The organism is Mesorhizobium alhagi CCNWXJ12-2 (assembly GCF_000236565.1).
Classification (GTDB): Bacteria; Pseudomonadota; Alphaproteobacteria; order Rhizobiales; family Rhizobiaceae; genus Allomesorhizobium; species Allomesorhizobium alhagi.
The window spans coordinates 1-13,065 of record NZ_AHAM01000169.1 but is presented as its reverse complement, the minus strand read 5'-3'; the positions used below and the strand labels follow the sequence as shown (position 1 = coordinate 13,065).

The following is a 13,065-nucleotide window of genomic DNA, read 5'->3' as shown; positions in this document are numbered from 1 at the left end:
TCAGGTGGCTTCGATCCCTGCCCCTTGCACCCTCGACCCTCTATGCTACATGAACGGCACCGAATTGCCATGCGCGCCAAGGGCAGCTCCTGCTCGCGGAAAGCCGCCATTTCCTGGAAATATTATGCCCGATACCGTCGTCACCCGCTTTGCCCCCTCGCCCACCGGCTATCTGCACATAGGCGGGGCGCGCACGGCCCTGTTCAACTGGCTCTATGCCCGTCACACCAAGGGCACGATGCTGCTGCGCATCGAGGATACCGACCGCGAGCGCTCGACCGATGAGGCCACCGCCGCGATCCTCGATGGACTGACCTGGCTCGGCCTGCACTGGGAAGGCGAGCCGGTGTCGCAGTTCGAGCGGGCGGCGCGCCATCGCGAAGTCGCCGAGGAACTGGTGCGGATGGGCAAGGCCTATTACTGCTATGCCTCGCCGGAAGAGCTCAACCAGATGCGCGAACTGGCGCGCGCCGAGGGCCGCCCGCCGCGCTATGACGGCAGGTGGCGCGACCGCGACCCTTCCGAGGCGCCGGCAGGGGTGAAGGGTGCGATCCGCATCAAGGCTCCGCACGACGGCGAGACGGTCGTGCGCGACCGCGTGCAGGGCGACGTGCGGTTTCCCAACAAGGATCTCGACGATTTCATCATCCTGCGGTCGGACGGCAACCCGACCTACATGCATGCTGTTGTGGTCGACGATCACGACATGGGCGTTACCCACATCATCCGCGGCGACGACCACCTGACCAATGCCGCTCGCCAGCAGATCATCTACGACGCCATGGGCTGGGAGATCCCGGTGATGGCGCATATTCCGCTTATCCATGGCGCGGATGGCGCGAAACTGTCGAAGCGGCACGGCGCGCTCGGTGTCGAGGCCTACCGAGCCATGGGCTATCTGCCGGCGGCGCTGCGCAACTATCTGGTGCGGCTCGGCTGGAGCCATGGCGACGACGAGGTGATGAGCCTCGACGACATGATCCGCTGGTTCGATATCGACGATGTCAACAAGGGCGCGGCGCGCTTCGATTTCCAGAAGCTGGAGGCACTGAACGGCATCCACATGCGCCAGATGGACGACGCCGAGCTTACCGACGCGCTGATCGCCACCCTGCCCTATCTGCCCAACGGCACGCTCCTGATCGAAGGTATGAACGACACGCGCAAAAAACAGTTGCTGACGGCGATGCCGGGCCTGAAGGAGCGCGCCAAGACGCTGGTCGAACTTGCTGACGGTGCAGCCTTTTTGTTTGCCGAGCGGCCGCTGGCAATGGATGAGAAGGCGGCAGCGCTTCTGGGCGAGAAGCCGCGCACCGTGCTCTCCGGCGCGCTTGCCGCGCTGGAAGCCGTAAATGGCGACTGGAACGCCGCCTCGGCGGAAGCCGCGATTCGCGAATACGCAACGGCAAACGGCCTGAAGCTCGGCGCGGCCGCGCAGCCCTTGCGCGCGGCGCTGACGGGCCGAAGCACCTCGCCCGGCGTGTTCGACGTGCTCGCCGTGCTCGGCCGCGAGGAAAGTCTGGCGCGCATCGCGGATCAAATCGATTGAGGCGTTTCTGGCTCAACCGAACGGCATTGAAAGCGGTGTGTTGCAGTGCAACATTGCTGCTATCGAATAACTAGGCAGGGCCTGCCAAATGCGCTAGCACAAGCCGCGCATTCAAGGCTGTTTGCCGCTTTGCCGAACCGGGCGCTCTCGCGCCGCTTGAACGAAGGGAGTTTTTGATGACCGAATCGACAGCGAAACTGGAGTTTGGCGGCAAAGCTCTCGAATTGAAGGCGCGCAGCGGCTCAGTTGGACCGGATGTCATCGACATCAGCACGCTTTATCGCGACACCGGCGCGTTCACCTACGACCCGGGCTTCACCTCCACGGCAAGCTGCGAATCCGAGATCACCTTCATCGACGGCGACGAGGGCGTCCTGCTGCACCGGGGCTATCCGATCGACCAGCTCGCCGAGCACAGCGATTTTCTCGAAGTCTGCTACCTGCTGCTCTACGGGGAACTGCCGACCAAGGCGCAAAAGGACGATTTCGACTATCGCGTAACGCGCCACACTATGGTGCACGAACAGATGTCGCGCTTTTTCACCGGTTTCCGCCGCGACGCGCACCCGATGGCGGTGATGTGCGGCGTAGTCGGCGCACTGTCGGCCTTCTATCATGACTCGACCGACATTTCGGATCCGCACCAGCGCATGGTGGCGTCGATCCGGCTGATCGCCAAGATGCCGACGATCGCGGCCATGGCTTACAAATACCATATCGGCCAGCCCTTCGTTTACCCGAAGAACGAGCTGAACTTCGCCGCCAACTTCCTGCACATGTGCTTTGCAGTGCCTTGCGAGGAATACAAGGTCAATCCGGTTCTGGCGCGCGCCATGGAGCGCATCTTCATCCTGCACGCCGACCATGAGCAAAATGCCTCGACATCGACGGTCCGGCTGGCAGGCTCGTCCGGCGCCAATCCTTTCGCCTGCATCGCCGCCGGCATCGCCTGTCTTTGGGGACCGGCGCATGGCGGCGCCAACGAGGCGGCGCTGAACATGCTGTCGGAGATAGGCCATGTCGACCGCATTCCCGAATTCATCGCGCGGGCCAAGGACAAGAACGACCCATTCCGGCTGATGGGCTTCGGGCATCGCGTCTACAAGAATTACGATCCACGAGCCAAGATCATGCACAAGACCGCGCATGAGGTGCTCGGCGAACTCGGCATCAAGGACGATCCGATGCTCGACGTCGCCATGGAGCTTGAAAGAATCGCTCTAACAGACGAATATTTCATAGAGAAGAAGCTTTATCCGAACGTCGACTTCTATTCCGGCATCACGCTGAAGGCGCTCGGCTTCCCGACCACTATGTTCACCGTGCTGTTCGCGGTCGCGCGCACCGTCGGCTGGATTTCTCAGTGGAAGGAAATGATCGAGGATCCGCACCAGAAGATCGGCCGGCCGCGCCAGCTCTATACTGGCCACCCGCAGCGCGATTTCATCGCCATCGCCAAGCGCTGAGGGAACTATTCGACTGGAATTCCGCTGCGCGTCCTAAGCGACGCGCAGCGAATTGCTAGATACCGGCTCCCGCGCTGATCGAGCCGCTCTCCTTGTCCAGCGCCATGTAGTCGAGCGGCATTTCGGTCGTGTACTTGATCTGCTCCATGGCGAAGGCCGAGGACACGTCGCGAATCTCGATCTTCGCGATCAGCCGCTTGTAGAAGGCGTCGTAAGCGGCGATGTCCGGCACCACGACCCGCAGCAGGTAATCGACATCGCCGCTCATGCGGTAGAATTCGATCACCTCGGGAAACTCCTGGATGACTTCGGAAAAGCGCCGCAGCCATTCATGGCTGTGCGAATTGGTGCGGATCGACACGAACACCGTGACGCGGGCATTGATCTTCACCGGATCGAGCAAAGCGACGCGCCGCTTGATGACGCCCTCCTCCTCCAGCTTCTGGATTCGCCGCCAGCAGGGCGTCGTCGACAGGCCGACCTTTTTCGCTACGTCAGCCACGGCAAGCGTGGAGTCCTCCTGAAGAAGGCGAAGAATTTTCCGATCGAGGCGATCCATGACGGCTCCATTAGAATTTCATTCCAGCATAATCGGCCGCGCCATCGAATTGCACAAGAAAAGAATTCTCCGGACCCGCCGTTTCCAGGGAATGGGATTGCGCGAAATCAGGGTATGCGAGAGCCGATTTCCGACCTGAGGAACGGCAGCAATTCCGTTTCAAACCACGGATTCTTCTTGATCCAGCCGCTGTTGCGCCAGGACGGGTGCGGCAGCGGCAGCACTTTGGGCGCCGAAGTGGCGCCGTGTATCTCCCGCCAGTCCATAACAGTCTGGGTCAAGGAAGCACGGCGCAGCGGGCCGAGATGCCAGGAGTGCGCGTAAAGGCCGATCGCCAGCACGAGTTCGATCTGCGGCATCAGAGCGAGCAGCCGCGACCGCCAGGCCGGCGCGCATTCGCGCCTCGGCGGCAGGTCGCCGCCCTTGGCGTCCTGTCCCGGGAAGCAGAAGCCCATCGGCACGATCGCGAATTTCTCCGGATCGTAGAATTCGTCGCGCGAGACGCCCAGCCAAGCGCGCAGGCGGTCGCCGGACGCGTCGTTGAACGGCAGGCCGGTGGCATGGACCTTGGTTCCCGGCGCCTGGCCTGCAATCAGGATGCGCGCCGTCGCCGACGGCACGACCACCGGCCGCGGCTGATGCGGCAGCGACCGCCCCGCGGCGGTGTTTTCAACGCAAACGCGGCAGGCGCTGATGTCCGCCGCCAGACTAATGAGGCTGTCAGCCACGCTCAGGCGGCCGCACTCGGCCGGCTGGAAATCGCCGCGCGCCAGCGAAGCACATTGGCCAGTTCGTCGGGCACTTGGATGCGCGCCGGCTTCATGAAGTCGAGGGCGATGAGGCCGGTAATGTCGGCGATCGAATATTCGTCGCCGGCGACGAATTCGCGGCCGGCCAGTTCAGCATCGAGCAGGCGCAGGAATTCCACAGCCTTCGGTTTGTTGGCTTCGCCCCATTCGGGAATCTGCGGCACCTCCCAGTCCTTCATCGCCGGGTGGACATGGCGGAAAGCCTGGGACACTGGCGTCAGCAGATTGAGCTCCATGCGACGTTGCCACATCTCGACCAGCGCCTTGCCGAGCGCGCCGCGTCCGAACAAAGCCGGCTCGGGATGAAGCTCTTCGAAATAGCGGCAGATGGCGACGGATTCGCAGATAACCGTGCCGTCGTCGAGCTCCAGCACCGGCAGGCGCTGCAACGGGTTGCGCGCAGTGATCTCGCCGCCCCTGTGTTCCATCGCGCTCATGTCGACGGGCGCCAGCGGGACCTCGATGCCTTTCTCGGCCAGAAATACCCGTACGCGCCGCGGATTCGGCGCACGGCCACCATCGAAAAGTTTCATCGTTGCTGCCACCAGGATTGTTGAGTTCGGAACTATAAGGTCTCGATTCAGGAAAATCGAAGGATTTGTCGGAGCCAATCGAGGAAAGAACCGCCATGATCGCGGTCGCTCTCGACCATGCCGCCATGCGCGTCGCGCCAGGCGCGCGGTTCCTCGAACGAACCCGCCCAAAGGCCGGCAGCCCGCTGGCGCGCCCTCGCCTGCTCCGCCTCGAAATCACCGTAGGCGATGGCCCATCCGGCCTCGACCTGGGCGCTGTTGAGACTGACGCCGCCGGCCTTGCAATCGCCGAGCAGCCGGCCGTAGCGGTCGTGCTGACGGCCCGAGCAAGAGACCGCCTTGTTGCGTGTCAACCTGGCCAGGGCATCGCGCGAAGCGCGGCCGCAGGCATAGTCGGCCCCGCTCTTCCGGCATATCTGCTGATATTCCGGTGCGTCGATGCCACGCAGCCTGATGCGCTCGTCGCCGACGGTGATGGTGTCGCCGTCATTCACGACGGCCGAGCCGCTGGCAAGTCGCGGCTCCGAACGGTCGAGCCTCGCCGACAGGAGGATGAGCAGGCCGAGAATTGCGATTGCGAGAAACCAGTCGAAAAGCCTGCGCGGAAGACTGCGCCTACGGCGCGAAACCGCCGCGCGGTACGGCCCACGCCACGACCTGCTCATATGGCAAACAATCTCTTAATCATTCGGAACTAGCCTGCGAGGCGAAAGCAGATGCTCGCATAAATTGAAACCGCAATGGCGTTGATACGCTCGCATACGGCTGACAAGTTCATTGTGGACCGCAGGAAACCGCACCGCAACAGCGATGTGGCGCGCGCGGTGCGCAAGACGCGCGACCGTCTTTCGCAGCAGCCCGGCAATCTCGCCTTCGATCGCGAACTCCTGAAACTCCACGCCCGCGCCATGGTGTCCAGCGCAACCGCGATACCGCTTCTGGTGCTGGTGATCGCAGCCGCGGGCCTTCTCGCCGGCATGGAAGGCTCGATCCTGATCTGGGCGCTGATCACGGTGACATGCTACGCCGGACTCACGCTTGTCGCGCAACGTATCGACCGGACGGAAGCCGCCGAGGTCAACATTGCGCGCGCCAGAACCAGCTTTTTCGTCGCCCATTTCGTCAGCGGCCTCGGCTGGGCCTATTTCGCTTCGCTCCAATGCACGGAGTGCCAGGTCGAGCAATTTCCGGTCATCAAGGCGGTGGTGCTGCTGCTGGCCATGGCGGCGACGGCGCTGATCGCCTCGTCGCTACGCGGGGCCCTGGTCATAACCTTTGCACTTCCAGTCGCCATTTATACGGTGATCGGCGTCAGCGCCTGGACGACCGTCGAGACGGTCATGGTCGGGCTGCTGGTGCTGGCGCTGCCGTTTTTCTCCCATGTCGCCGAACATCTCAACCGATCCTCGCTGATGCTGCTCTCGTTCCGCTCGGAAAAGGATGGGCTGATCGCCGAGCTTGAAACGGCGAAGTCGATGTCGGACGAGGCCCGCCGCCGCGCCGAAGAGGCCAACCTTGCCAAATCGCGCTTCCTCGCCTCGATGAGCCATGAATTGCGCACGCCGCTCAACGCCATCCTCGGCTTCTCGGAGGTGATGGGCAACGAGGTGCTCGGGCCAATGAGCAACGGTACCTACCGGGACTATGCCAACGATATCCACGAATCCGGCCAGCATCTGCTCGACCTGATCAACGAAATCCTCGATTTGTCCCGGATCGAGGCCGGCCGCTACCAACTCAACGAAGAGCCGGCGAACCTGCTGCAGATCGTCGAGGAATGCTGTCATCTCATGGAGCTGAAGGCCCGGCACAAGGACATCCGCATCGTCCAGCAGTTCGAAAGCGTGCTGCCGCGGCTTTTTGCCGACGAACGCGCCGTGCGCCAGATCACGCTCAACCTCTTGTCCAATGCGGTGAAATTCACCTCGACCGGCGGCGAGATCCTGGTGCGGGTCGGCTGGACCGCCGGCGGCGGACAATACATCTCGATCAAGGATAACGGGCCGGGCATCCCGGAAGAAGAAATCCCGGTCGTGCTCTCGGCCTTCGGCCAGGGCTCGATCGCCATCAAAAGCGCCGAACAGGGTACCGGGCTCGGTCTGCCGATCGTGCAAGGCCTGCTCGCCATGCATGGCGGCGAATTCGAGCTGCACTCCAAGATGCGCGAAGGCACCGAAGCCATCGCGATTTTCCCGCCGGCGCGCGTCATGGAAGAACTGCCGGCCGTCCCGACTGCCAAGGCCGCGGCGACGGGAACGCGGCATCGCTAAGGTAGTCAGAGCGCCGCGGCCATGCCCGTGCTGCAGAGCGCTGCGGCCTTGACCAGACCGGCGGCAAGGGCTGCCCCTGCTCCCTCGCCATGCGCCAGCCTGAGATCGAGCAGCGGCTCGAGGCCAAGCCTCTCGATTGCCTTCCGATGCCCCGGCTCGACCGGCAAATGCGCGACGACGCAATGGTCGAGTGCAGCCGGATTGGCCGCCTGAAGCGCCGCCGCGGCGGCGGTCGCAGCATGGCCGTCCAGGATCACGGGGATACGCTCCATCCGCGTGGCGAGGATTGCGCCGGCAATCGCCGCGAATTCGCGGCCGCCGATACGGCGCAGCACTTCCAACGGATCGGCAAGCTGGCCGGCATGCCGGGCGAGTGCCGCGTCGACGATCTTCGCCTTGCGCGCAATCATTTTCGCGTCGGCGCCCGAACCCGCTCCGGCCCAGTCAGCCCCGGTTCCGCCGAACAGTGCGGCAAACATCGCGGCAGCGACGCTCGAATTGCCGACGCCGAGATCGCCGATGCAGACAAGGTCAGTCCCGCCGGCGATCGCTTCCATGCCGAAGGCCATGGTCGCGGCGCAGCCGCGCTCATCGAGCGCAGCCTCCTCGGTTATGTCGGCGGTGGGCAGATGCAGCGCCAGGTCGAATACTTTGAGGCCGAGATCATGCGCCAGGCAAAGCTGGTTGACTGCCGCGCCGCCGGCGGCGCAAAGTTCGACCGCGCGCGCCGTGGCCTCGACCGGCCGTGGCGAGATATCGTGACGGGCAACGCCGTGATTGCCGGCAAAGATCGCCACCAGCGGCTTGGTCACGGCCGGCGGCCGACCGGTCCAGATAGCGAGCCAGGCTGCGATTTCCTCAAGCCGGCCTAGCGAGCCTCGCGGCTTTTCGGCTCGCGCGAACTGCGCCCGGACGCGCTCGCCCGCCGCCGCATTGCCGGCAGGCAATGCGGCCAGCAATTTGCGGAAATCATCGAAAGGAAGCGCGCTCGTCATGTCGTCTCGGTTCCTGGATTGGTCGTTGCGAGCGGCATAGCCGCCACTGCGGCATGGCACAATGGGGGTGCCTTGCATTGGGAGCCAGCCTGTCCCATGTGTGACGGGCAAACGGAAACCGCAATGAGCGCCATCGAATCTCCATGCATTCTCGTCTGCGCGATGGACATGAAAACCGGCTACTGCTTCGGTTGCGGCCGCACGCGCGATGAAATCGAGGCCTGGATCGACATGACCCCGGAAAGACGCCGCGAGGTAATGGCCGAATTGCCGGCCCGCCTGGAAACCGTCGAGCGCCGACCCCGCCGGGAAACACGGCGGGGCCGCATGGCGCGCGAGCGCGGCACACTGGCCTGACACGGATGACGAACAAACTGCTCTGGATCGCACTGGCCGTACTGGGCGGCGGGCTTATCCTGCTGATCATCAACGATTCCAGCGGCGAGACGCTGGGCCTTGCCAATGAGGATTTCAGCCGGCTGCTCTATCTCGGCGTTCTCGGCGCGGTTATCGCAGCCGGCATCTGGCGCTCGCGCCACATGTTCGGCGATACGCTGCGCAACCTCGCTGTTTGGCTGCTGGTCGTGCTGGTGCTGGTCGCCGGCTACCAGTACCGCTACGAATTGCAGGATGTCGCCAGCCGCGTCACGGCGGGCCTGGTGCCGGGCAGCCCTCTGTCGATCACCGATGCCGAGGGCCGCACGACAGTGACGCTCGACAAGCTGCCCAGCGGTCATTTCGGCGCGCATATCATTGTCGACGGGACACGGATCACCGCAATGGTCGATACCGGCGCGAGCGCCACGGTGCTGACTTCCGCCGATGCGAGGCTCGCCGGCTTCGATCCCGACAAGCTCAACTTCTCTATTCCCGTTTCGACGGCCAATGGCGTCGCGCAGGCGGCGAGAGTCACGGCCAGCGAGATCAGCGTCGGCGCAATCACGCGAAGAAACCTGCCGGTGCTGGTGGCCGCCGACGGGACGCTCTCCGAAAGCCTGCTCGGCATGAACTTCATCGGCACGCTGTCGGGCTTCGACGTCCGCGGCGACCGAATGATCCTGCGGGATTAGTCTAAGCCAGGCTTATGAAAAATCGCGCTGAGACCAGCAGGCAAAACAGCCCGAACCCGATTTCGAGGTGGCGCTTCTTCAGCCAGTGGGCGAGCCGCACGCCATAGGGCGTGACGATGAGCGCTATCGGGATAACCAGCGCCACCGCAATCCAGTTGATATAGCCGGTGGAAGCGATCGGCAGGTCCGGATTGCCCCACCCCGCCCAGATGTAGCCGATCGTGCCCGGTACGGCGATCAGCAGGCCGACGCCGGACGACGTTCCCACTGCCTGACGCATCGGCCGGCCGTAGAGCGTCATGAAGGTGCCGTTCATGATGCCGCCGCCAATGCCCATCAGGGTCGAGAAGAAGCCGATCACGATTCCGGCCAGCGCGCGCCAGGGATTGCCGGGAAGGTGATCGCCGAGCCGCCAGCTTTCGCGGTTGAACAGGAGGCGGATGCCGAAGAGCAGCGCCAGCACCGCGAAGATCATGCGCAGTTCCTCACTGGAGATCGAGGCGGCCGCGAGCGAGGCCAGCACGGTACCTATCAGCACCGGGATCAGGAACGACTTCAGGAGTTCCATGTCGACCGCGCCCCGCGCCTTGTGCGCCATGAAGGATCGGAACGCCGTGGGAACGATGATGGCCAGCGAAGATCCAACCGAGACATGCATGCGCACGCTTTCGTCGACGTCGAACAGGCCGAACACTTGATAGAACACCGGCACGATGACCGCGCCGCCGCCAATACCGAACAAGCCGGCCAGAAGTCCGGAGACCACGCCCGCCGCGGCGATCGCGGCGGCAAAACCGGCGATCTCGCTCCATCCCATGTCCAGCGCCGGCATTCGCCTTACCCGAAAAGCTCGTACGGTCGCTAACCCGTGCGGCCGATATTGTAAACAAGATGGAGAGTTGGGCAGCTCAGGCGGCCTGGCGAAGGCCCTCGAGATCGACAACGGCAAATGCCTCGCCCAGCACTTCCGGTCCGGCGCCCGGCCGGTTTGCGTCGGTGGACAGAATCTGGCGGAAGCGGCGGGCTCCCGGCAAGCCATGGAACAGGCCGACCAAATGGCGCGTGATGTGGCCGAGACGGCCGCCGGCCGCGATATGGCTGGCGGCATAATCCGCCATCGTCTCGATCAGCGCCGCGAAATCGAACTCCGCCTGCAGCTCCCCCGAAACCAGCGCATCCGCCCCGGCGAGGATGCCGGGAGTGTGGTAGGCGGCGCGGCCGAGCATCACGCCATCCGTATGGCCGAGATGTTCCGCGGCCTCCTCCAGCGACTGGATGCCGCCATTGATGCCGATGAAGCGGTCCGGATGCTTCTGCTTCAAGCGATAGACGCGGCCGTAATCGAGCGGCGGGATGTCGCGATTTTCCTTCGGCGAAAGCCCTTCGAGCCAGGCCTTTCGCGCGTGCACCCACAACGCATCGGCGCCGGCTGCGAAAACCGCCTCCGCGATCGTGTCGAGCGCCTCTTCCGGATCCTGGTCGTCGACGCCGATGCGGCATTTCACCGTCACCGGAATTTTCGTCGCGGCCTTCATGGCGGCCACCCCTTCAGCGACCAGGTATGGCGTCCTCATCAGGCAAGCGCCGAAAATGCCCGACTGCACCCGGTCGGACGGGCAGCCGACATTGAGGTTGATCTCGTCGTAACCGAACGCCTCGCCGACCGCGGCAGCTTCAGCGAGCTTGGCCGGGTCGGACCCGCCGAGTTGCAACGCCACCGGATGTTCGTCGGGATGAAAGCCGAGCAGGCGCTCGCGCGCGCCCTTGATGACCGCGTCCGCGACGACCATTTCCGTATAGAGCAACGCACGCCGCGTCAGCTGCCGGTGAAAGAACCGGCAGTGACGATCCGTCCAGTCCATCATGGGCGCGACGCTTGTGATTTTCTGACGCAATATCAACGACTTATTGTAATCTATCATGGACTCAACCGTGAACGTGCACACGCCCGTGCGCACTCATTTACGCCCTTTTTGGCCCGCTTTCGACCTCCCGGCTGACATGAAGCACGTTGGCGACCATCAAGAAACGCCCTTCCGGCGCGCTCAGGTGCGCCGCAAGGGACGATATATCGGCGAGACTTTCCGCCGGCGCAAGGATGCCACTCGATATCGAGCGCGAATGGCCCGCGCCGACACCTGCATCACGCGCATCTCGATCCGACCCTCAGGCCGACCGTCGCCTCCCGCCGGATCCATCGGAACGGTCCTGGCTTATGGCTTCGTGCTCGCGTCCTTGTCTCGGAACGCCGCCTCTCCGGCATCCGACACCTCGACCCACTTCTTGTCGGGCACAGCGTCCGCGACATAGCTGTCGTGCCAGTTCCACCATTTGTAGGTCGGGGTCTGGGGATAGCCCTCGGGCGAATCCTCCCAGACCTCCTGCCGGCCCAGCGGCGTGATGTCGAGGTAGTTCCAGGTGCCCCCCATCTGCTCGTCGCCGCGGTTGTCGATGAAGTAGGTGCGGAACACGCGGTCGCCGTCGCGGTAGAACACGTTATGGCCGTGCCACTCGTCCACGCCGAAGTCGGCGTCGAAGCTGTCCGTGATGGTGAACCACGGCATCTCCCAGCCCATCCGCGCCTTCAGCCGCGCGATGTCCGCCTGAGGCGCACGCGAGACGAAGACGAGGGTGGTGTCGCGGGCATTGAGGTGGGCGAGGTGGGCGACCTGGTCGGCAACCATGGAGCAGCCCCGGCAGGCATGGTCGGGCCAGCCGAACACGCCTGGCTCGAAGAAGGCGCGGTAGACGATCAGCTGATGCCGGCCGTCGAACAGGTCGAGCAGGCTGACCTTCCCCGCTGGCCCCTCGAACGCATACGTCTTCTCCACGGCCATCCAGGGCATTCGCCGGCGCTCGGCGGCCAGGGCGTCACGGGCGCGGGTCATGGCCTTTTCCTTCACGAGCAACTGCTCGCGGGCCGCCTCCCACGCCTGCGGCGACACGACTGGTGGTGTGTGCATGGCGGGCTGCCCGCCTTTCCGTCCGTTCTCGGCTGATGTGGTCATGGCTTTGAAACCTCCTGATCTGGGCGAATTCCCGCATCTTCGCGGCTGAAGCGCTGCTCATCGCTCGCTCTTGGTCGTGAGATAGTTTGGCATCCGAAATCCAAACGATGGGAGTAACAAATGTGACGGCATTCCAATGGAGATTGCGGCGCTTCATGACCGCGCCGCCCGATTCGACTTGCCGGAGACCGCCAATGCAGTGAGGCGCACTCTTTACCTGGACGGACTTTGGGCGGAATATCCCAGCACGGGAGGAAGCATTCGGAACTGCCTCAATAAATGTGCTCAAACGGCCTCGTCGGTGTACGACGACATCGTCAAGGCCGCAGAGGCAAAAGGCATCCCGGCCCGAAGCGGTCGTTCTCGAGCCTGATCACTTTGGCCGACCTTTGCACATCCGCCGCGATGACTGGCGTCGACACGGGGCTGCTGTTTCGCCCGTCCAACACACGTGGCGGCGGCCGCCCGAATCTAATCAGAACCGGCGCGCACGTCGCTGAGCGCTGTGCTGCTTTTCGTGTCTTAAGACAGCCCTCGATGATTCGATTGCGCTGAGTTGAAGCTGAAGATCATAGCGCAAACCCTGCGGCGTATAATCCAGCACTACGTTCTGGCTGAACTGCTTGGCCGAGTCGACAAGAATAACACTGCCGAAACCTTTTCGGGTCGGCGCAGTTACCGACGGCCCCCCGGTTTCCCTCCACGCAAAGGAGAACGTCCCACTGCCATTGAGCCGGTCAATCTTGCCCGCAATCGAGACGAGGCCGTCCGGGACCGATAAAGCGCCGTACTTGAGCGCGTTCGTC

Annotated in this window: 13 protein-coding genes and 1 pseudogene; 5 read left to right on the top strand and 9 right to left on the bottom strand. The window is 63.7% G+C overall.

Annotated features, from left to right (window positions below):
- The first annotated feature begins 124 nt into the window (after window positions 1-124).
- Window positions 125-1,549: a glutamate--tRNA ligase gene (gene gltX / locus MAXJ12_RS19450; protein ID WP_008837679.1), complete on the top strand. Its 1,425-nt coding sequence runs from the start codon at window positions 125-127 to the stop codon at window positions 1,547-1,549.
- A 176-nt stretch (window positions 1,550-1,725) separates the two neighbouring features.
- On the top strand, window positions 1,726-3,015 hold the full coding sequence (gene gltA, locus MAXJ12_RS19445) for a citrate synthase (protein WP_008837678.1): 1,290 nt from the start codon (window positions 1,726-1,728) through the stop codon (window positions 3,013-3,015).
- Window positions 3,016-3,070: 55 nt separating this feature from the next.
- Here gltA and MAXJ12_RS19440 read toward each other — a convergent pair whose 3' ends face one another.
- The 4 genes from MAXJ12_RS19440 to MAXJ12_RS19425 all read right to left on the bottom strand — a co-directional run bounded on the left by MAXJ12_RS19440 (window position 3,071) and on the right by MAXJ12_RS19425 (window position 5,581).
- Entirely contained in the window at window positions 3,071-3,574 is a 504-nt protein-coding gene (locus MAXJ12_RS19440) for an Lrp/AsnC family transcriptional regulator (RefSeq protein ID WP_008837677.1), read from the bottom strand.
- Between the two features lie 107 nt (window positions 3,575-3,681).
- Window positions 3,682-4,302 carry a uracil-DNA glycosylase family protein gene (locus MAXJ12_RS19435; RefSeq protein ID WP_008837676.1) on the bottom strand — a complete coding sequence of 207 codons (621 nt, stop codon included), beginning with the start codon at window positions 4,300-4,302 and terminating at the stop codon, window positions 3,682-3,684.
- A gap of 2 nt (window positions 4,303-4,304) precedes the next feature.
- A complete protein-coding gene (locus MAXJ12_RS19430; RefSeq protein ID WP_008837675.1) occupies window positions 4,305-4,916 on the bottom strand; it encodes a glutathione S-transferase in 612 nt (203 codons plus the stop codon).
- Between the two features lie 47 nt (window positions 4,917-4,963).
- Window positions 4,964-5,581 (bottom strand): thermonuclease family protein, encoded by a 618-nt coding sequence (locus tag MAXJ12_RS19425; RefSeq protein WP_008837674.1) that lies wholly within the window; start codon window positions 5,579-5,581, stop codon window positions 4,964-4,966.
- Between the two features lie 75 nt (window positions 5,582-5,656).
- Between MAXJ12_RS19425 and MAXJ12_RS19420 the strand changes: the two genes are divergently transcribed.
- Window positions 5,657-7,186, top strand: a complete 1,530-nt coding sequence (locus MAXJ12_RS19420) for a sensor histidine kinase (RefSeq protein ID WP_008837673.1) — start codon at window positions 5,657-5,659, stop codon at window positions 7,184-7,186.
- Between the two features lie 5 nt (window positions 7,187-7,191).
- Here MAXJ12_RS19420 and MAXJ12_RS19415 read toward each other — a convergent pair whose 3' ends face one another.
- Entirely contained in the window at window positions 7,192-8,181 is a 990-nt protein-coding gene (locus MAXJ12_RS19415) for a nicotinate-nucleotide--dimethylbenzimidazole phosphoribosyltransferase (protein WP_008837672.1), read from the bottom strand.
- Between the two features lie 123 nt (window positions 8,182-8,304).
- On the opposite strand from MAXJ12_RS19415, the gene MAXJ12_RS19410 reads away from it, so the two are divergent.
- Window positions 8,305-8,538: a DUF1289 domain-containing protein gene (locus MAXJ12_RS19410; protein WP_008837671.1), complete on the top strand. Its 234-nt coding sequence runs from the start codon at window positions 8,305-8,307 to the stop codon at window positions 8,536-8,538.
- A 5-nt stretch (window positions 8,539-8,543) separates the two neighbouring features.
- Entirely contained in the window at window positions 8,544-9,251 is a 708-nt protein-coding gene (locus MAXJ12_RS19405) for a TIGR02281 family clan AA aspartic protease (protein ID WP_008837670.1), read from the top strand.
- 1 nt (window position 9,252) lies between these two features.
- Here the strand turns inward: MAXJ12_RS19405 and MAXJ12_RS19400 are convergent, their stop codons facing one another.
- The 4 genes and pseudogenes from MAXJ12_RS19400 to MAXJ12_RS37700 all read right to left on the bottom strand — a co-directional run.
- A complete protein-coding gene (locus tag MAXJ12_RS19400) occupies window positions 9,253-10,083 on the bottom strand; it encodes a sulfite exporter TauE/SafE family protein (protein ID WP_008837669.1) in 831 nt (276 codons plus the stop codon).
- A gap of 76 nt (window positions 10,084-10,159) precedes the next feature.
- Window positions 10,160-11,173, bottom strand: a complete 1,014-nt coding sequence (gene dusA, locus MAXJ12_RS19395; protein WP_050898859.1) for a tRNA dihydrouridine(20/20a) synthase DusA — start codon at window positions 11,171-11,173, stop codon at window positions 10,160-10,162.
- Window positions 11,174-11,464: 291 nt separating this feature from the next.
- Complete coding sequence (locus tag MAXJ12_RS19390) at window positions 11,465-12,259, bottom strand: DUF899 domain-containing protein (RefSeq protein WP_008837667.1); 795 nt, start codon at window positions 12,257-12,259, stop codon at window positions 11,465-11,467.
- 475 nt (window positions 12,260-12,734) lie between these two features.
- A pseudogene (locus MAXJ12_RS37700) lies at window positions 12,735-13,065 on the bottom strand (sensor histidine kinase); the annotation flags it as partial.

What these genes read in the sequence shown, in the direction of transcription:
- gltX (WP_008837679.1), top strand. Translation starts at nt 125, where the DNA reads ATGCCCGATACCGTCGTCACCCGCTTTGCCCCCTCGCCCACCGGCTAT.
- gltA (WP_008837678.1), top strand. Translation starts at nt 1,726, where the DNA reads ATGACCGAATCGACAGCGAAACTGGAGTTTGGCGGCAAAGCTCTCGAA.
- MAXJ12_RS19440 (WP_008837677.1), bottom strand. Translation starts at nt 3,574, where the DNA reads ATGGATCGCCTCGATCGGAAAATTCTTCGCCTTCTTCAGGAGGACTCC.
- MAXJ12_RS19430 (WP_008837675.1), bottom strand. Translation starts at nt 4,916, where the DNA reads ATGAAACTTTTCGATGGTGGCCGTGCGCCGAATCCGCGGCGCGTACGG.
- MAXJ12_RS19425 (WP_008837674.1), bottom strand. Translation starts at nt 5,581, where the DNA reads ATGAGCAGGTCGTGGCGTGGGCCGTACCGCGCGGCGGTTTCGCGCCGT.
- MAXJ12_RS19420 (WP_008837673.1), top strand. Translation starts at nt 5,657, where the DNA reads ATGGCGTTGATACGCTCGCATACGGCTGACAAGTTCATTGTGGACCGC.
- MAXJ12_RS19415 (WP_008837672.1), bottom strand. Translation starts at nt 8,181, where the DNA reads ATGACGAGCGCGCTTCCTTTCGATGATTTCCGCAAATTGCTGGCCGCA.
- MAXJ12_RS19410 (WP_008837671.1), top strand. Translation starts at nt 8,305, where the DNA reads ATGAGCGCCATCGAATCTCCATGCATTCTCGTCTGCGCGATGGACATG.
- MAXJ12_RS19405 (WP_008837670.1), top strand. Translation starts at nt 8,544, where the DNA reads ATGACGAACAAACTGCTCTGGATCGCACTGGCCGTACTGGGCGGCGGG.
- MAXJ12_RS19400 (WP_008837669.1), bottom strand. Translation starts at nt 10,083, where the DNA reads ATGCCGGCGCTGGACATGGGATGGAGCGAGATCGCCGGTTTTGCCGCC.
- dusA (WP_050898859.1), bottom strand. Translation starts at nt 11,173, where the DNA reads ATGATAGATTACAATAAGTCGTTGATATTGCGTCAGAAAATCACAAGC.
- MAXJ12_RS19390 (WP_008837667.1), bottom strand. Translation starts at nt 12,259, where the DNA reads ATGACCACATCAGCCGAGAACGGACGGAAAGGCGGGCAGCCCGCCATG.